The sequence below is a fragment of the Streptomyces sp. NPDC086777 genome (genome assembly GCF_040702065.1).
Classification (GTDB): domain Bacteria; phylum Actinomycetota; class Actinomycetes; order Streptomycetales; family Streptomycetaceae; genus Streptomyces.
Window position 1 is genome coordinate 89,069 of the sequence record NZ_JBFBJI010000010.1, and the last position, 17,260, is coordinate 106,328.

The following is a 17,260-nucleotide window of genomic DNA, read 5'->3' on the forward strand; positions in this document are numbered from 1 at the left end:
ACCCCTCCGGGACGCCCGCCGCGGGGAGCACTCGTGGCGCCCCCTGCGGCAGCCGCTCAGGGCGTCCGGCATCCGGGCCGTCCCGTACCAGCCTTCGGTACGGGGCGGCCCCTTGCTTATCCTGGCGACCATGCTGACCATCACCCAGGCCCTCGTCGACCAGATCGTCGCCCACGCGCGCAAGGACCACCCGGACGAGGCGTGCGGTGTCGTCGCCGGGCCGGCCGGCTCCGACCGCCCCGAACGCTTCATCCCCATGCTGAACGCGGCGATGTCCCCGACGTTCTACGAGTTCGACTCCGGTGACCTTCTGAGGCTCTACCGCGAGATGGACGACCGCGACGAGGAGCCGGTGGTCGTCTACCACTCCCACACGGCGACGGAGGCGTACCCCTCCCGCACCGACATCAGCTACGCCAACGAGCCCGGCGCCCACTACGTCCTCGTCTCCACCGCCGACACCGACGGCCTCGGCGACTTCCAGTTCCGCTCCTACCGCATCATCGAGGGCGAGGTCACGGAGGAAGAGGTGACCATCGTCGAGACCTACTGACCCCCACCGCCCTACCACCACCGCTCACCCCGCACCTTCTCCGCCGCAGCCGCGCCCAGCCGCGACGCCGGATCCCGGCGGTGCCGGACCGGCCGGTGGGTGTCTGCGGGCCGGTGGGGGCCGGTCGCGCAGTTCCTCCCCCAGCCTTCGGCCGGGGTACCCCCAGCGCCCCTGGGTGGGGTGCTGCGTCCGGCGTCGGTTCGTTCTCTCTTCCGCGTGCCGGACCGGGCGGTGCGGGCTGGGCGCGCGGGTTCCCGTGTGACTGGTGATCCGTCGCTCGGTGGGGCGTCTCACGCTTCGGCCGGAAAGTGTCCGGGATGTGGAATCACACTCCGGAACCGGGGGCGGGAATCGATACGATGACCGCATGGTTCTGAACGACGTGAGCGACAAGGCGCCGGGCATGCTGCTCGTGGCGCGGCTGCACGTCGACCTGTGCAGGCTGAACAGCGCCATCTGTTGACGTTCCCTGCCGCCGTACGGCCGTGAGCCGCGGCGTGCCGCTGCGCGCCCACCCACCCAGACTTTCCGACAGGAGCCCTGAGCCATGGCCATCGAGGTCCGCATCCCGACCATCCTCCGCCAGTACACCGACGGTCAGAAGGCGGTGGAGGGCAGCGGTGACACCCTCGCCGACCTCTTCAACGACCTCGAGACCCGGCACGCGGGCATCCACGCCCGCATCGTCGACGACGGCAAGCTGCGCCGCTTCGTGAACGTGTACCTGAACGACGAGGACGTCCGCTTCGTCGACGGCATCAACACCAAGCTCGCCGACGGCGACACCGTGACCATCCTGCCGGCGGTCGCCGGCGGCATGGCCTGAGATCGGCATGCGCTACGACTCCCCGTTGGCCGCGGTCGGCAACACCCCCCTGGTGTGCCTGCCGCGGCTCTCGCCGTCCCCCGAGGTCCGGCTCTGGGCCAAGCTGGAGGACCGCAACCCGACCGGCTCGGTCAAGGACCGCCCCGCCCTGCACATGATCGAGCAGGCGGAGAAGGACGGCCGGCTCACCCCCGGCTGCACCATCCTGGAGCCGACGTCCGGCAACACCGGCATCTCGCTGGCGATGGCCGCCAAGCTCAAGGGCTACCGCATGGTCTGCGTGATGCCCGAGAACACCTCGCAGGAGCGGCGAGACCTGCTGGGCATGTGGGGCGCGGAGATCATCCCCAGCCCGGCCGCGGGCGGCTCCAACACCGCCGTACGGGTGGCGAAGGAACTGTCCGCCGAGCATCCCGACTGGGTGATGCTCTACCAGTACGGCAACCCGGACAACGCGGGTGCGCACTACGCGACGACCGGTCCGGAGATCCTCGCCGACCTGCCGTCCGTGACGCACTTCGTCGCGGGGCTCGGGACGACCGGCACGCTGATGGGCGTCGGCCGGTACCTGCGGGAGCACAAGCCCGACGTGCGGATCGTCGCCGCCGAACCGCGGTACGACGACCTCGTCTACGGGCTCAGGAACCTCGACGAGGGCTTCGTACCCGAGCTGTACGACGCCTCGGTGCTCACCACCCGGTATTCCGTCGGCTCCGCGGACGCCGTGACCCGGACCCGGGACCTCCTCCAGCAGGAGGGCATCTTCGCGGGCATCTCCACCGGCGCCGCGCTGCACGCCGCGATCGGGGTCGGGAAGAAGGCCGTACAGGCCGGCGAGAGCGCGGACATCGTGTTCGTCGTCGCCGACGGCGGCTGGAAGTACCTGTCGACCGGCGTGTACACCGCCGCCACGACCGAGGAAGCCATCGAGACCCTCCAGGGTCAGCTCTGGGCATAGCGCTCATCATGTACGCGCCAACCCCCTCTATGAGGGGGCTAAGCGCTGCCTATGGCGGAGCAAAGATCTTCGCCGGAGGGAACCGGTCCCCGGCGAACCCCGCTAGGTTCCTCTCCGTCCTGTCATGCCACGCTCATCGGCATCCCAGGGTGTTCGAAGTGTCATGCTCATGACGCCGCACTCTGCCGCCGCTACGCGCGTCACGGGCCTGCCTTGTAACCCCACCGATGGAGGCAGTACCCCCATGCGTGAATCACGACGGAGCCTGCGAAGACTTCTGGCCTTCGCGTTCCCCGCCCTCGCCCTCGCCGTCTCCGGATTCGTCGCGGCGCCGGCCGCACAGGCACAGGCACACACCACCGCCCCCCGGGCCACCGCCCAGACCTCCCGGGCCGCCCAGAACGCCAAGGCCCTGACCGACCCCGCCCGGCGGGCCGTGCACAGCACCGGCAAGGCCGGGCAGAAGGTGCCCACCCAGCACCTGTGCGCCACCGCCGCCAAGCCCGGTGAGGCCAACTGCTTCGCGCAGCGCCGTACCGACATCAAGCAGCAGCTGGCCTCCGCGCTCGCCGCCGCCCCCTCCGGCCTGAGCCCGTCCAACCTGCACAGCGCCTACAACCTGCCCTCGACGGGCGGCTCCGGCCTGACCGTCGCCGTGGTCGACGCGTACAACGACCCGAACGCGGCCTCGGACCTCGCCACCTACCGCTCGCAGTACGGGCTGTCGGCGTGCACCGTCGCCAACGGCTGCTTCAAGCAGGTCAGCCAGACCGGTTCGACGACCTCGCTGCCCACGAACGACTCCGGCTGGGCCGGCGAGGAAGCGCTCGACATCGACATGGTCAGCGCCGTCTGCCCCAACTGCAACATCATCCTGGTGGAGGCCAACTCCGCGACCGACGCCGACCTCGGCGCCGCCGAGAACGAGGCCGTCGCGCTCGGCGCCAAGTTCGTCTCCAACAGCTGGGGCGGCTCCGAGTCCTCCTCCCAGACCAGCGAGGACACCTCCTACTTCAAGCACCCGGGCGTGGCGATCACCGTCTCCGCCGGTGACGAGGACTACGGCGCCGAGTACCCGGCGACCTCCCAGTACGTGACCGCCGTCGGCGGCACCGCCCTGTCCACCTCGTCCAACTCCCGCGGCTGGACCGAGTCCGTGTGGAAGACCAGCTCCACCGAGGGCACCGGCTCCGGCTGCTCCGCCTACGACGCCAAGCCGAGCTGGCAGACCGACACCGGCTGCACCAAGCGCATGGAGTCCGACGTCTCCGCGGTCGCCGACCCGGCCACCGGCGTGGCCGTCTACGACACCTACGGCGGCTCCGGCTGGGCGGTCTACGGCGGCACCAGCGCCTCCTCGCCGATCATCGCCGGCGTCTACGCCCTCGCGGGCACCCCGGGCTCCGGCGACTACCCGGCGAAGTACCCGTACAGCCACACCGGCAACCTGTACGACGTCACCAGCGGGAACAACGGCTCCTGCTCCACCTCGTACTTCTGCACCGCCGGCACCGGCTACGACGGTCCGACCGGCTGGGGCACCCCGAACGGCACCGCCGCCTTCACCTCCGGCACCAGCACCGGCAACACGGTGACCGTCACCAACCCCGGCAGTCAGTCCACCGCCACCGGCTCCTCGGTCAGCCTCCAGATCTCGGCCTCCGACAGCGCGGGCGCGACCCTCACCTACAGCGCCTCCGGCCTGCCCACCGGCCTGTCCATCTCCAGCTCGACCGGCCTGATCTCCGGCACGGCGTCCACCGCGGGCACCTACAGCACCACCGTCACCGCGACCGACTCCACCGGCGCCTCCGGCTCGGCCTCCTTCACCTGGACCGTCAGCACCGGCGGCGGGGGCACCTGCACCTCGACCCAGCTGCTGGGCAACCCGGGCTTCGAGTCGGGCAACACCACCTGGACCGCGTCCAGCGGTGTCATCACCAACGACAGCGGCGAGGCCGCCCACGCGGGCTCGTACAAGGCGTGGCTCGACGGTTACGGCTCCGCGCACACCGACACAGTGTCCCAGTCGGTGACGATCCCGGCCGCCTGCACCAACACCACCTTCACCTTCTACCTGCACATCGACACGGCCGAGACCACCACCAGCACCCAGTACGACAAGCTGACGGTCACCGCCGGTTCGACCACCCTGGCCACGTACTCCAACCTCAACAAGGCCTCCGGGTACGTGCAGAAGTCCTTCAGCCTCGGGTCGTACGCGGGCTCGACCGTCACCCTGAAGTTCAGCGGTGTCGAGGACTCCTCGCTCCAGACCAGCTTCGTCGTCGACGACACCGCCGTCACGACCGGCTGACCCCGTCCGTGAACTGACCGGATCCCGCACCCGGAAGCCGTCCGGGTGCGGGATCCGCACGAGGGGCGGATACGTCATATCGGCACCCAGGGTCCGTTCCCCGACGGAAAGGCGGACACCTCATGCGCCGTACGACGTTCCACCGCACGTCGCTCGCCGCGGCGAGCCTGCTCCTGCTGGCGGCCTGCGGCTCGCAGAGCGGGAACGACAGCAACGACAACCACGCGGGCAGCGGCAGCGGCACGGTGTCCACCTCGCCGAGCGCCGCCTCGCCGAGCGACGCCACCCGCTGCGTCAGCGTCGGCGATCTCACCGCCCAGGACAACGGCAGCACCTACTGCATGGCGGTCGGCGGCCGGCTCCGGCTCAACCTCGACGGCACCCGGCAGCGCCCCTGGAAGGCGGTCACCGCCAGTGGTTCGGCGCTGCGCGCCGCCAACGCCGGGATCGTGCTCCAGCCGGGCGATGCCTCCGCCGCCTACGAGGCGGTAGCCCCCGGCACCGTCACCCTCTCCTCCACCCGCCCCGTGTGCGCCCAGCCCACCGCGCCCGGCGGGGTCTCCTGCAAGGCCATCCAGGAGTGGCGGGTCACCGTAAGGGTGAACTGAGCCCGCGCTACGCGAGGTGGCGCACCTGGTCCCACAGCACCGGGTCGACCACACCCACCCGGCGCCGGAACTCCCACACCGCGATCTCGCGCAGCTCGTCCGTCTCCAGGAAGCTCGGCCGGCCCTGGGCGTCGCCGACCGAGCCCGGCGGCAGCGGGATCACCCCGGCACGCTCGTCGTGGTACTTGCTGGTGATCTTCGCGACCGTCGCCCGGTTGCCGTGCACGGCCAGCACCAGGCAGGGCCGGTCCTTGGCGCCGGGACCGTCCTCGTAGGGCACGTTGGCCCACCAGATGTCCCCGGGGTGGGGCCGTCCGGTCTGCGTGCGCGTGGCGCGCGGGTGCCCCGGGGGACGGGTGCGGTGCCCGCGTGGGCGGTGGCCCCTGCCCCAGCCGTCGACGAGCGTGGCGACCAGCGCCAGCAGGACGACTGCCGCGAGCGCGAGCCACCATGACGTGTCCATACGACGACGTTACCGGCGCGAGATAATCAATGCGCGCCCTTGCGCGATCCTCATGCGCCCTCGGTCCAGCCGAACCGGTGACACCACAGGTGAGTTCGCCCACAACGGCCCCTGGCGGAGGAGCGACCGGCTCTTTTGCGCCTTACGCTCGACAAACCGCACGACCCCCGTCATGCCCTTTTTCCCGACTCCGGTTCCCCAGCGCATCTGGGTTTCCGCCAACGGAGGTTTCTGCTTCATGAAGCTCACCGTCGTCGGCTGCTCGGGGTCGTTCCCGTCCGCGGAATCGGCCTGCTCGAGCTACCTCGTAGAGGCCGACGGCTTCCGGCTGCTCCTCGACATGGGCAACGGCGCCCTGGGCGAGCTGCAGCGCCACTGCGGTCTCTACGACCTCGACGCGATCTTCCTGAGCCATCTGCACGCCGACCACTGCATCGACATGTGCGCCTACTTCGTGGCGCGCTACTACCGCCACGACGGCGGCCCGTGCCCCCCGATCCCGGTCTACGGCCCCGAGGGCACCGAGCACCGTCTCACCACCGCCTACGCCGACACCCCCACCGCCTCCTCGATGAGCGAGGTCTTCGACTTCCACACGGTCAAGCCGTCCACGTTCGACGTCGGCCCCTTCACGGTCCACACCGAGCGGGTCCGGCACCCCGTGGAGGCGTACGGCATCCGCGTCGAGCACGCCGGGACGTCCCTGACCTACTCCGGCGACACCGGCGTCTCCCCGGCGCTGGAGGACCTGGCCCGGGACACCGACCTTTTCCTGTGCGAGGCCGCCTTCACGCACGGCAAGGAGAGCATCCCGGACCTGCACCTCAACGGCCGGGAGGCCGGCGAGGCCGCCGCCCGCGCCGGCGCCCACCGCCTGGTCCTCACCCACATCCCGCCGTGGACCGACCCCGCCGTCAACCTCGCCCACGCCCGCGAGGTCTTCGACGGCCCGGTGGATCTCGCGGCACCGCGGGCGGTGTACGAGATCTGACGCGCGTACGGCGTTCAGGGCCGTACGACGAAGAAGGCCCCCGCCGCGGCGGGGGCCTTCGTCATGAGTGCTGCCGGAGGGGACTCACGCCTTCGTGAGGTCCTCGATCTCCTCCTCGGGCTCGCGGCCCGGGGTGGGGAGGTTGAAGCGGACGATGGCGAAGCGGAAGACGAAGTAGTAGATCGCTCCGAACACCAGGCCGATCGGGATGATCAGCCAGGGCTTGGTCGCCAGGTTCCAGTTGAGTATGTAGTCGATGACACCCGCGGAGAAGGTGAAGCCCGCGTGCACCCCGAGCGCCCAGGTGATCGCCATGGACAGGGCGGTGAGCACCGCGTGGATCACGTACAGCAGCGGCGCGATGAACATGAACGTGAACTCGATCGGCTCGGTCACACCGGTCACGAAGGAGGTCAGCGCCATCGACATCATCATGCCCATCACGGCGGCGCGGCGCTCCGGGCGGGCGGTGTGCGCGATGGCCAGGGCGGCGGCCGGGAGGCCGAACATCATGATGGGGAAGAAGCCGGACATGAACTGACCGGCCGTCGGGTCACCGGCGAAGAAGCGGGTGAGGTCACCGTGGACGATCGTGCCGGAGGCGGTCTTGTAGTCACCGATCTGGAACCAGGAGACCGTGTTCACGAACTGGTGCATGCCGACGGGGATCAGCGCACGGTTGATCAGGCCGAACAGACCGGCACCCAGGGCGCCGAGGCCGGTGATCCACTTGCCGAAGTCGGAGATGCCGTCACCGATGGGCTTCCAGACCAGGCCGAAGAAGACACCCATGACCGTGCCCACGAAGGCCATGATGATCGGGACGAGCCGGCGGCCGTTGAAGAAGCCGAGCCAGTCCACCAGCCTGGTCCGGTGGAAGCGCTGCCAGACCACCGCGCCGAGCAGACCCATCACCAGGCCGCCGAGCACACCGGGGTTGTTGTAGGTCGCCGCGATGTCCGCACCCGCCTGGACCTTCGCGTCGGTGACGGGGAACGCGGTGAGGACGTTCTTGTAGACCAGGAAGCCGACCAGCGCGGCCAGCGCGGTGGAGCCGTCCGCCTTCTTGGCGAAGCCGATCGCGACACCGACGCAGAACAGCAGCGGGAGGTTGTCGAAGATCGCGCCACCCGCCGTGGCGAACACCGCCGTGACCTTGTCCGGCAGGTGCAGCTTGTCATGGATGTCCTGCTGGCCGAAGCGGAGCAGCAGGCCGGCCGCCGGCAGCACGGCGATGGGGAGCTGAAGGCTGCGGCCGATCTTCTGCAGGCCCTGGAAAAGACCGGATCCCCACTTCTTTGTGGGGGCCGCCGTCGCGGTGGCGGTTGTCATACTTCCTCCATCGGTGGTGGTCTACACCACTCAGTGGTGTAGACCTGTTGTACACGATGGGGGCGTTATAAGGAACCCGTCAATTCCGCAACCGGAGCACTACGCGCTGTATGTCATTCGGCCACAGCCCGCTCAGGCCTCCGTGACGTCCAGGACCTCCTCCTCCGGCTCCCTGCCCGGGGTCCTCAGATCGAACCGCGTGATCACGAACCGGAAGACCACGTAGTAGACCGCCGCGAAGCACAGCCCGATCGGAACGATCGCCCAAGGCCGCGTCGCCAGCTTCCAGTTGATGACGTAGTCGATGAGCCCCGCCGAGAAGCTGAACCCGTCGTGCACCCCGAGACCCCACGTCACCGCCATCGACACCCCCGTCAGCACCGCGTGCACCCCGTACAGCAACGGCGCGACGAACATGAACGAGTACTCCAGCGGCTCCGTGATGCCCGTCACGAACGACGTCAGTGCCACCGACAGCATCAGACCGCCGATCTCCTTGCGCCGGTGCGGCCGCGCGCAGTGCGTGATGGCCAGCGCGGCGGCCGGCAGCGCGAACATCATGATCGGGAAGAACCCCGACGTGAACTGGCCCGCGTCGGGATCGCCCGCCAGGAACATGTTGATGTCACCGTGCACCGTCCGGCCCTCGGGCGTGGTGTAACTGCCGAACTGGAACCAGATGGGCACGTTCAGGAACTGGTGCAGCCCCACCACCAGCAACGCCCGGTTCGCAAGCCCGAACACCCCCGCGCCCCACACCCCCGCCTCCCGCAGCCAGTGACCGAAGCTCTCCAGACCGCCACCGACCGGCGGCCACACCCACAGGCACAGCGCGGCGAACGCGATGGCCACGAACGACATGATGATCGGCACCAGCCGCCGGCCGTTGAAGAACCCCAGCCAGTCCACCAGCCTCGTCCGGTGGTACCGGACCCAGAAGAACGCGGTCAGCAGCCCCAGCGCGATCCCGCCGAACACCCCCGGATTCTGGAACGTGAACGCCGACACCGACCCGTCCCGCACCTGGCACCCGATCCCCGGCAGCGTCCTCGACCCGCCCGGACAGTCCTCCGGGAACTGGTGCAGCACCCCGTAGTAGACGAGAAAGCCCGCCACCGCCGCCAGCGCCGTCGAACCGTCCGCCTTCTTCGCCATCCCGATCGCGACCCCGACGCAGAACAGCAACGGCAGCCCGACCGAACCGTCCAGCAGCGCCCCGCCCGCCCCCTTCATCACCTGGGAGACCGCCGTCCAGCCCAGCCCCTGCTCGCCGAACACGTCCGGCTGGCCCAGCCGGTTCAGGATCCCCGCGGCCGGCAGCACCGCGATCGGCAGCTGGAGACTGCGGCCCATCTTCTGCAGCCCCTGGAAGAGGCCGTGCCACCGCTCCCGCCCGGGACCGACCGCACTGCCGGCGCTCTCGGCACTCACGGGCGCCTCCTCCGGGGTTTGTCGACCGCCCACCAGCTGGTGTAGACCAGTCGGCAGACGGTTCCGCCGCGCTGCTCGCCATCATTCGGCACACGCGGTACGACCGCTCGCAAAGATGGGCCAACTGTGGGTTACTGCGACAAAGCGGTTCGGATCAGGGAGAAGGAACATGGCCAGCAAGGCTGAGAAGATCGTCGCCGGCCTCGGCGGAATCGAGAACATCGACGAGATCGAAGGCTGCATCACCCGGCTGCGCACCGAGGTCCACGACGCCTCGCTGGTCGACGATGCCGCCCTCAAGGCCGCCGGCGCCCACGGCGTCGTCAAGATGGGCACCGCCATCCAGGTCGTCATCGGCACCGACGCCGACCCGATCGCCGCGGAGATCGAAGACATGATGTGAGCCACCGGCTCACCGGAGAAGGGGCTCTTCCCACCGCGGGAAGAGCCCCTTCCCACGCTCCGGATAGGCTCGTCGCCATGTCTCGAATCGACGGCCGCACCCCCGAACAACTCCGCCCGGTCACCATCGAACGCGGCTGGAGCAAGCACGCCGAGGGCTCCGTCCTCGTCTCCTTCGGCGACACCAAGGTCTTCTGCACCGCCTCCGTCACCGAAGGCGTCCCCCGCTGGCGCAAGGGCAGCGGCGAGGGCTGGGTCACCGCGGAGTACGCCATGCTCCCCCGCGCCACCAACACCCGCGGCGACCGCGAGTCCGTCAAGGGCAAGATCGGCGGCCGCACCCACGAGATCTCCCGCCTGATCGGCCGCTCCCTGCGCGCCGTCATCGACTACAAGGCCCTCGGCGAGAACACGATCGTCCTCGACTGCGACGTCCTCCAGGCCGACGGCGGCACCCGCACCGCCGCCATCACCGGCGCCTACGTCGCCCTCGCCGACGCCGTCACCTGGGCCAGGGAACGCAAGCTCGTCAAGGCCGGCCGCCAGCCCCTCACCGATACCGTCTCCGCCGTCTCCGTCGGCATCGTCGGCGGAGTCCCGCTGCTCGACCTCTGTTACGAGGAAGACGTCCGGGCCGAGACCGACATGAACGTCGTCTGCACCGGCGACGGCCGCTTCGTCGAGGTCCAGGGCACCGCCGAGGCCGAACCCTTCGCCCGCGACGAACTCAACGCCCTCCTCGACCTCGCCGTCGCCGGCTGCACCGACCTGGCCACGATCCAGCGGGCGGCACTCGAAGAGGCACTCGAGAAATAACGGGCGAAGTAAAGGGAAGGGAAAAACCCTAGGTGCGGCGCGGCAACCCCGGGGGCCGAGCCCGCGTCCCTATCCATACGGGCGCACGGCACGTACAACCGTGCGCCCGGCCAGCCGTACCACGGGGAGGGAACACCACCATGGCCGCCAGCCGACGCCGAGAGCGCCGTCGCCGCACCACCATCGCCGCCGTGGCCGCGGCCACCGCACTCGGCGCCGCCCTCCTCGCCGGCTGCGCCTCCGTCGACACGGCACTGGACTGCGTCCGCACCGCCGACTCCATCGCCGACAGCGTCACCGCACTCCAGCAGGCCGTGGAGAACGCCGCGAACGACCCCACCCGCACCGACGCCGCCCTCGACTCCATCCAGCAGAACCTCAAGAAGATCGGCGACAAGACCGACGACGCCGACGTCAACAAGGCCGTCGACCACCTCCAGCAGGCCGTGGACAACGTCCGCACCGCCGTCAGGAACGGCGATTCCACCCCCGACGTCACCCCGGTCACCGCCGCCGCCGGGGAACTCACCAAGGTCTGCACGCCGTAAGCCACCGCGCCGCCCCTTGCGATACTGCTGCGCATGACGACCCGCCTGATCCTCGCCACCCGCAACGCCGGAAAGATCACCGAGCTCCACTCGATCCTCGCGGAGGCGGGACTGCCCCACGAACTGGTGGGCGCGGACGCGTACCCCGACATCCCCGACGTCAAGGAAACAGGCGTCACCTTCGCCGAGAACGCGTTGCTGAAGGCCCACGCCCTCGCCCGGGCCACCGGCCTCCCCGCCGTCGCCGACGACTCCGGCCTCTGCGTCGACGTCCTGAACGGCGCCCCCGGCATCTTCTCCGCGCGCTGGGCAGGCCGCCACGGCGACGACAGGGCCAACCTCGACCTCCTCCTCGCCCAGCTCTCCGACATCGCCGAGGAACACCGCGGCGCCCACTTCGCCTGCGCGGCGGCCCTCGCGCTGCCCGACGGGCGCGAGCGGGTGGTCGAGGGCCGGCTCCGGGGCGTCCTGCGCCACACCCCCACCGGCACCAACGGCTTCGGCTACGACCCGATCCTCCAGCCGGACGGCGAAACCCGGACCTGCGCCGAGCTGACCCCCGCCGAGAAGAACGCGATCAGCCACCGGGGGAAGGCGTTCCGGGCGCTGGTGCCGGTGGTGCGGGAGCTGCTGGGCTGAGAACGGGAGAGGGGCCGCCCGCGAAGGTGGCCCCTCGTATGTGCGGTCGGTGGGACTCGAACCCACACGGGATTTCTCCCACGGGCACCTAAAACCCGCGCGTATCGCCTATTTCGCCACGACCGCCCCAAAACGGACATCTTTGGAGCTGCCGTTTTGCTTGGCCCAGTGTACGGGGCTGTGCCTTTCTTCGTGAGCCTCCTCGGCACCAGGTGCTCGTGACCGCATGGCAGTTCGGGCACGGCAGTTGCAGGTTCTCCTGCCGGTCGCCGCTCCGGTCTCCGTTGATGTGACCGACCTCCAGGGTCATGGGCCTGCCGAGCCGCTCGGAACCCACTCCGCGTTCGGCGCACACCGTCGGCACGCCGATGTCCCGAAGCGCCCGGCGTGACGGCACGGTCCTCGTCCGGCGCGAGCGGTCGTGCCGGACCAGGACGTCCTCAGGGCCGCCTCCTCCAGTCGCTCCGCGGCCCGTACGGAGCGACGAACCGGTTGTCGGACAGTCACGCCCGGACAGGGGAGACGGCTCGCGCCGGGGGTGTCCCGGTGCGAGCCGTCGGTGTCGGTGGATCAGGTGGTGCTCAGATGCCCAGGTCCTTGATGATCTTGGCGACGTGGCCGGTGGCGCGGACGTTGTAGAGGGCCTTCTCGACCTTGCCCTGCTCGTCCACGATGATCGTGGAGCGGATGACGCCCAGGTAGGTCTTGCCGTAGTTCGTCTTCTCGCCGAAGGCGCCGTACGCGTCGAGGACCTTCTTGTCGGGGTCGGCGAGGAGGGTGACCTTCAGGTTCTCCTTCTCGCGGAACTTGCCGAGTTTCTCCGGGGCGTCGGGGGAGATGCCGAGGACGTCGTAGCCGGCGTCGGCGAGGAGGGAGAGGTTGTCCGTGAAGTCGCACGCCTGCTTCGTGCAGCCTGGGGTGAGGGCCGCGGGGTAGAAGTAGACGATGACCTTGCGGCCCTTGTGGGCGGAGAGGGACACCTCGTTGCCGTCGGCGTCGGGGAGGGTGAAGTCGGGGGCTACGTCCCCGGGCTGGAGTCGCTCGCTCATCGGTCTAGCGTAACGGGGGGTCCTGGCCGTGCGGCGGCGGCGAGAGCTGACAGACTGTCCAGAACAGGCAGTACGGCAGTACGGCAGACTTCGGAGGGCCCACGGTGGCGGAGACGTCGGACACCAGAACCCCGGCGCAGATCGAGGCGGACATCAAGCGCCGCCGCGAGGTGCTGGCCGAGACGCTGGACGAGATCGGGGTGCGGGTGCATCCGAAGACCATCGTCGGCGATGCGAAGGCCAAGGTCGCGGCCAACGTCGATCACACGCTCGGGAGGGCCTACGTCCAGGTCAACCGGGTCGTGAGTGAGGTGCGGGCGCAGTTCGTGGACGAAGAGGGCGCGCCGCGCCTGGAGCGGGTGGTGCCGGTCGCGCTGGTCGCCGTCGGCGTGGTCGGGCTGCTGGTCTTCAGCGGTACCCGGCGGCGTAAGAGCTGATCAGAGGCAGGTAGGTTCACAGGCGTGAGCGCCAAGAGAGACGAGCAGAGCAGCCAGCACGACAAGCTGCCCATCCGGATGCTGCACGACCGGGTCCTGGTCAAGCAGGACACCGGGGAGGGCGAGCGGCGGTCGGGCGGGGGCATCCTGATCCCCGCCACGGCGGCCGTCGGGCGCCGGCTGGCCTGGGCCGAGGTGGTCGCGGTCGGGCAGAACGTGCGGACGGTGGAGCCCGGTGACCGGGTGCTGTACGACCCGGAGGACCGTGCCGAGGTGGAGGTGCAGGGGGTGGCGTACGTGCTGATGCGGGAGCGAGACCTGCACGCGGTGGCCGCCGACCGGTTCGAGGGCTCGGAGGACTCGACCGGCCTGTACCTCTGAATCTCGGATGAATCTCGGATTCATAGGCTCAAAGGGCCTGGTGACTGTGGTCACCAGGCCCTTTTGTCATCTCTTTGCTACCTTCGAAGGAGCCAGCCCGACGAGACGCGCCGTACCGGGACCGTGAGGCAAAGACGACGCACCGCCGTTGTCAGCGATGCGTCAGCGATACGTCTCGGAGGTGCCGTCGTGGCCTGGGTTCTGCTGGTCGTCGCGGGTCTGCTCGAAGTCGGGTGGTCCGTGGGGATGAAATACACCGACGGGTTCACCCGGCTCGTGCCCAGTCTGCTCACCGGCGGCGGGATCGTCGCCAGCATGGTGCTGCTGTCGTACGCCGCGAAGACGCTCCCCATCGGTACCGCCTACGGCGTGTGGGTGGGGATCGGGGCGGCGGGGGCGGCGGTGTTCGGGATGGTGGTGCTGGGGGAGCCGGCCACCGCCGCCCGGATCTTCTTCGTGTGCCTGCTGCTGGTCGCCGTGGTGGGGCTCAAGGCGACCAGCGGTCACTGACCGGCCGTCACGGGCCGGCCGTCATTGGACGAACCCGAACCCGCCTCCGTCGCCCGCTGTCGTGCCGGTACTGGTGCCGCCGTCGGTGCCCGCCGTCGTGCCGGTACTCGTGCCGTCGGTCGTGGTCCCGGTCGAGGTGCCGGAGTCGGTGCCCGAGGTGGTCGTACCTGAGTCGGTGCCGGAGGTCGTCGTACCGGAGGTGGTGGTGCCGGCGGTCGAGGAGCCGTCGGTGGTGCCGCCGTCGGTGGTGCCGGCGGTGGTGGAACCGTCCGTCGTGCCGCCGTTGTCCTGGCCGGCGCCGGTGGTGCCGCCGTTGTCCTGGCCCTGGTCGGTGGTGCCGCCGTTGTCCTGGCCGCCGGTGCCCGGGGTGGCCGTGCTCTGGGTGGGCGGGGCCACGGTGTCGGCGCCGGCCTGGAGGTCCAGGTCGAAGTCGGAGGCCGTGGTGCCCTTGAGGGCGGCCTTGGTGTACTGCGCCCAGATCTCGGTCGGGGCCCCGCCGCCGTTGATGCGCTCCAGGCCGAGCGCGCCGTAGAGCGACTTGTGGGCGGCCGTGACCGGGTCCTGGCCCATCACGGAGACGACGGTGGACAGGTCGGGGGTGTAGCCCGCGAACCAGGCGGCGGTGTCCTCCTCGGCCGTGCCGGTCTTGCCGGCGGCCGGGCGGCCCGCGGCCAGGGCGGCGGTGGCGGTGCCGTTGTCGACCACGCTCTGCAGGATCGAGGTGGTGGTGTCGGCGGCCTGCCGGCTGACGGTCTGCTTGGTCGTCGACTCCGGCAGCCTGACCTCCTCGGTACCGTCCTTGGTGATCTTGTCGACCATGCTGTACGTGCCGTGCCTGCCGTGGTTGGCGAGCGTGGCGTACGCCTCCGCCATGTCGAGGACGCTGGCGGTGGCGGTGCCGAGGGCGATGGACGGGTACGGCTGGAGGTCCTTGGTGTCGGCGGGGATGCCCAGGCCGACAGCGGTCTGCTTGACCTTGGACGGGCCGACGTCGACGGCCATCTGTGCGTACACCGAGTTCACGGAGAGGTCGGTGGCCTTGCGGACGGTGATCTGTCCGTAGGACTTCTCGTCCTCGTTCTCCGGTGCGTAGGCGCCGCCGGGCCAGCCCTGGACGGTGCGCTTGTTGGTGCCGTCGTAGTAGGTGTTCGGGGTGATGGTCTGCCCGGACTGGGTGGTGGAGCCGTTGTCGACGGCGGAGGCGAAGACGAACGGCTTGAAGGTGGAGCCGACCTGGAAGTCACCGCGGGTCGCGCCGTTGGTGTACTGCTTCACGTAGTCGATGCCGCCGTACATGGCGACGACCTTGCCGGTCTTCGGGTCGACGGAGGCGCCGCCGGCCCGCACGTAGCTGTCGACCTTGTTGTTCTTGCTCAGCTTCGACATCAGCTTGTCGTCGACCGCCTTGACGAAGGCGTTCTGCCGGCTCTTCTGCAGGGTCGTGGTGATGCGGTAGCCGCCGGCCTCCAGGGCGTCCGAGTCGACGATCTTGTTCTTGATCAGGTAGTCGTTGACCGCGTTGACGATGTAGCCGCGCTGCCCGGACATGCCGGTGGAGACGGTCTGCTGCCTGGGCATCGGGAACTTCATGCCGGCCCTGTCGGACGCGCTGAGCCAGCCCTTCTTGACCATGCCGTCCAGGACGTAGTTCCAGCGGGCGATCGCGGCCGCCTTGTTCTCGGGGTGGGCGACGACGTCGTACTCGCTCGGCGCGTTGACGAGCGCGGCGAGGTAGGCGGCGCGGGCCGGGTCGAGGTCGATGGCGTCCTTGCCGTAGTAGGCCTGGGCGGCGGCCTGGATGCCGTAGGCGTTGCGGCCGAAGTAGCTGGTGTTGAGGTAGCCCTCGAGGATCTGGTCCTTGGACTCGCTGCGGTCCAGCTTGACCGAGATGAAGAACTCCTTCACCTTGCGGGTGACGGTCTGCTCCTGGGCCAGGTAGTAGTTCTTCACGTACTGCTGGGTGATCGTGGAGCCGGACTGGGTGCCCTTGCCGGTCGCGGTGTTCCAGGCGGCGCGCAGCATCGCCTTGGGGTCGACGGCTGACTCGGTGTAGAAGTCGCGGTCCTCGGCGGCGAGCACGGCGTGCTGCGCGTCCTTGGACACCTGGGAGAGGTCCACGTTCTCCCGGTTGACGTCGCCGTCGCGGGCGAGCTGGGAGCCGTCGGCGTACAGGTACACGTTGGACTGCTTGGTGGCGAACGTGTTGGCCGCCGGGATCTTCACCATCGAGTAGCCGAGGAAGAACAGGCCGATCAGCAGCAGCACCCCGATGACGAAGGTGCCGAGCAGCATCCGCCACGTCGGGATGATCCGCCGCCATCCGGTCCGCTTGGGCCGCTTCATCTTCTTCCCGCCCCCCGTCGTCTGCACGCCGGCCGCGGGCGGCTCGGCGCCGGGCGGCGCCGCCCCGGCCGGGGCGGCAGCGGTGGGTGCCGCCGCCTTGGGCGGCCTGACCGCGGTGAGCTGCCGGGTCTGCGTGTCCTGCCCGTCCCGCGCGTCCTGCGCGGTCCGAGCGTTCTGCCGGTTCTGTGCGTTCTGCCTGTCCTGTGTGGTCTGTGCGTTCCGTCCGTCCTCGGCCGCCACCGGCGGTCGCGCCTTCGGCACCCTGACCGCGGCGAGCTGCCGGGTCTGCGTGTCCTCGGCGGCCGGCCGCCGCTCCGTTCTCGCCCGCCCGGCCGCCGCGGACGGCTCCGCGCCCGGCGGCTCCGTGCCGGACGGCTTCTTGCCGCCCGGTTCCGTGCCGGGTGCCTCCGGCGTCCTCTCGTCGGCCGCCGCGGGCGGCTCCGGCTGCTTCGTCCCGGCCGTCGGCTGCGCCGGGGTCTTCTTCTCCTCGGCCGCAGCCGGCGGCTCCGTCGGGCCTCCGCCGCCCTGGTTCGGCTGTTGCGGCTGCGGCTCGTCGCTCATGTCGTGCACGGACTCCTGTTTCGCGTCGCACATTCGTTCCCGTACGACCTCGTACGCTTCTGCGCCCCCTGGTGAAGACTCTCGCACCGCGCGTT

The 17,260-nt window shown here is 69.9% G+C and carries 19 protein-coding genes, 1 tRNA gene, 1 pseudogene and 1 riboswitch; of the genes and pseudogenes, 14 read left to right on the plus strand and 7 right to left on the minus strand.

Annotation, left to right across the window (positions count from 1 at the left end):
- The first annotated feature begins 130 nt into the window (after positions 1-130).
- From AB0472_RS16430 to AB0472_RS16455, 6 genes are all read left to right on the plus strand, one after another.
- Positions 131-553, plus strand: a complete 423-nt coding sequence (locus AB0472_RS16430) for a M67 family metallopeptidase (protein WP_366357113.1) — start codon at positions 131-133, stop codon at positions 551-553.
- Between the two features lie 367 nt (positions 554-920).
- A complete protein-coding gene (locus AB0472_RS16435; RefSeq protein ID WP_345053128.1) occupies positions 921-1,016 on the plus strand; it encodes a putative leader peptide in 96 nt (31 codons plus the stop codon).
- Between the two features lie 84 nt (positions 1,017-1,100).
- Positions 1,101-1,379 (plus strand): MoaD/ThiS family protein, encoded by a 279-nt coding sequence (locus tag AB0472_RS16440; protein WP_366357115.1) that lies wholly within the window; start codon positions 1,101-1,103, stop codon positions 1,377-1,379.
- Positions 1,380-1,386: 7 nt separating this feature from the next.
- Positions 1,387-2,337 carry a cysteine synthase gene (locus AB0472_RS16445; protein WP_366357116.1) on the plus strand — a complete coding sequence of 317 codons (951 nt, stop codon included), beginning with the start codon at positions 1,387-1,389 and terminating at the stop codon, positions 2,335-2,337.
- A 244-nt stretch (positions 2,338-2,581) separates the two neighbouring features.
- The gene (locus AB0472_RS16450) at positions 2,582-4,654 is read left to right on the plus strand and encodes a putative Ig domain-containing protein (protein WP_366357118.1); all 2,073 of its coding nucleotides are present in this window, start codon (positions 2,582-2,584) and stop codon (positions 4,652-4,654) included.
- Between the two features lie 122 nt (positions 4,655-4,776).
- Positions 4,777-5,262 (plus strand): hypothetical protein, encoded by a 486-nt coding sequence (locus AB0472_RS16455; RefSeq protein ID WP_366357120.1) that lies wholly within the window; start codon positions 4,777-4,779, stop codon positions 5,260-5,262.
- Positions 5,263-5,269: 7 nt separating this feature from the next.
- Here AB0472_RS16455 and AB0472_RS16460 read toward each other — a convergent pair whose 3' ends face one another.
- Positions 5,270-5,725, minus strand: coding sequence for a type II toxin-antitoxin system PemK/MazF family toxin (locus tag AB0472_RS16460; RefSeq protein ID WP_366357122.1), 456 nt, complete (start codon positions 5,723-5,725; stop codon positions 5,270-5,272).
- Between the two features lie 238 nt (positions 5,726-5,963).
- Between AB0472_RS16460 and AB0472_RS16465 the strand changes: the two genes are divergently transcribed.
- Positions 5,964-6,716, plus strand: a complete 753-nt coding sequence (locus AB0472_RS16465; RefSeq protein ID WP_366357124.1) for an MBL fold metallo-hydrolase — start codon at positions 5,964-5,966, stop codon at positions 6,714-6,716.
- 84 nt (positions 6,717-6,800) lie between these two features.
- Here AB0472_RS16465 and AB0472_RS16470 read toward each other — a convergent pair whose 3' ends face one another.
- Positions 6,801-8,048, minus strand: a complete 1,248-nt coding sequence (locus AB0472_RS16470) for a PTS transporter subunit EIIC (RefSeq protein WP_366357126.1) — start codon at positions 8,046-8,048, stop codon at positions 6,801-6,803.
- Between the two features lie 132 nt (positions 8,049-8,180).
- On the minus strand, positions 8,181-9,479 hold the full coding sequence (locus AB0472_RS16475; RefSeq protein ID WP_366357128.1) for a PTS transporter subunit EIIC: 1,299 nt from the start codon (positions 9,477-9,479) through the stop codon (positions 8,181-8,183).
- Between the two features lie 169 nt (positions 9,480-9,648).
- Between AB0472_RS16475 and AB0472_RS16480 the strand changes: the two genes are divergently transcribed.
- The 4 genes from AB0472_RS16480 to rdgB all read left to right on the plus strand — a co-directional run bounded on the left by AB0472_RS16480 (position 9,649) and on the right by rdgB (position 11,884).
- Positions 9,649-9,882, plus strand: a complete 234-nt coding sequence (locus AB0472_RS16480) for a glucose PTS transporter subunit EIIB (protein ID WP_089106674.1) — start codon at positions 9,649-9,651, stop codon at positions 9,880-9,882.
- A 77-nt stretch (positions 9,883-9,959) separates the two neighbouring features.
- Entirely contained in the window at positions 9,960-10,697 is a 738-nt protein-coding gene (rph, locus tag AB0472_RS16485; RefSeq protein ID WP_366357130.1) for a ribonuclease PH, read from the plus strand.
- A gap of 140 nt (positions 10,698-10,837) precedes the next feature.
- On the plus strand, positions 10,838-11,245 hold the full coding sequence (locus AB0472_RS16490; protein WP_366357132.1) for a hypothetical protein: 408 nt from the start codon (positions 10,838-10,840) through the stop codon (positions 11,243-11,245).
- 33 nt (positions 11,246-11,278) lie between these two features.
- Positions 11,279-11,884: an RdgB/HAM1 family non-canonical purine NTP pyrophosphatase gene (rdgB, locus tag AB0472_RS16495; protein ID WP_366357134.1), complete on the plus strand. Its 606-nt coding sequence runs from the start codon at positions 11,279-11,281 to the stop codon at positions 11,882-11,884.
- Positions 11,885-11,925: 41 nt separating this feature from the next.
- On the opposite strand, the gene AB0472_RS16500 is transcribed toward rdgB, so the two are convergent.
- The 3 genes and pseudogenes from AB0472_RS16500 to bcp form a co-directional block, all read right to left on the minus strand.
- Positions 11,926-12,010 (minus strand) — tRNA-Leu (locus AB0472_RS16500).
- A pseudogene (locus AB0472_RS16505) lies at positions 11,973-12,329 on the minus strand (hypothetical protein); the annotation flags it as partial. The gene AB0472_RS16500 and the pseudogene AB0472_RS16505, both read right to left, overlap by 38 nt.
- Before the next feature lie 136 nt (positions 12,330-12,465).
- Complete coding sequence (bcp, locus tag AB0472_RS16510) at positions 12,466-12,933, minus strand: thioredoxin-dependent thiol peroxidase (protein ID WP_366357136.1); 468 nt, start codon at positions 12,931-12,933, stop codon at positions 12,466-12,468.
- 104 nt (positions 12,934-13,037) lie between these two features.
- On the opposite strand from bcp, the gene AB0472_RS16515 reads away from it, so the two are divergent.
- From AB0472_RS16515 to sugE, 3 genes are all read left to right on the plus strand, one after another.
- Positions 13,038-13,370: a DUF3618 domain-containing protein gene (locus AB0472_RS16515; RefSeq protein WP_089106679.1), complete on the plus strand. Its 333-nt coding sequence runs from the start codon at positions 13,038-13,040 to the stop codon at positions 13,368-13,370.
- Between the two features lie 24 nt (positions 13,371-13,394).
- The gene (locus AB0472_RS16520) at positions 13,395-13,751 is read left to right on the plus strand and encodes a co-chaperone GroES (RefSeq protein WP_366357138.1); all 357 of its coding nucleotides are present in this window, start codon (positions 13,395-13,397) and stop codon (positions 13,749-13,751) included.
- Between the two features lie 71 nt (positions 13,752-13,822).
- Positions 13,823-13,895: riboswitch (guanidine-III (ykkC-III) riboswitch) on the plus strand.
- A 45-nt stretch (positions 13,896-13,940) separates the two neighbouring features.
- The gene (gene sugE / locus AB0472_RS16525) at positions 13,941-14,261 is read left to right on the plus strand and encodes a quaternary ammonium compound efflux SMR transporter SugE (RefSeq protein ID WP_366357139.1); all 321 of its coding nucleotides are present in this window, start codon (positions 13,941-13,943) and stop codon (positions 14,259-14,261) included.
- Positions 14,262-14,282: 21 nt separating this feature from the next.
- On the opposite strand, the gene AB0472_RS16530 is transcribed toward sugE, so the two are convergent.
- Positions 14,283-16,604 carry a transglycosylase domain-containing protein gene (locus AB0472_RS16530; protein ID WP_366357281.1) on the minus strand — a complete coding sequence of 774 codons (2,322 nt, stop codon included), beginning with the start codon at positions 16,602-16,604 and terminating at the stop codon, positions 14,283-14,285.
- Positions 16,605-17,260 lie beyond the last annotated feature (656 nt).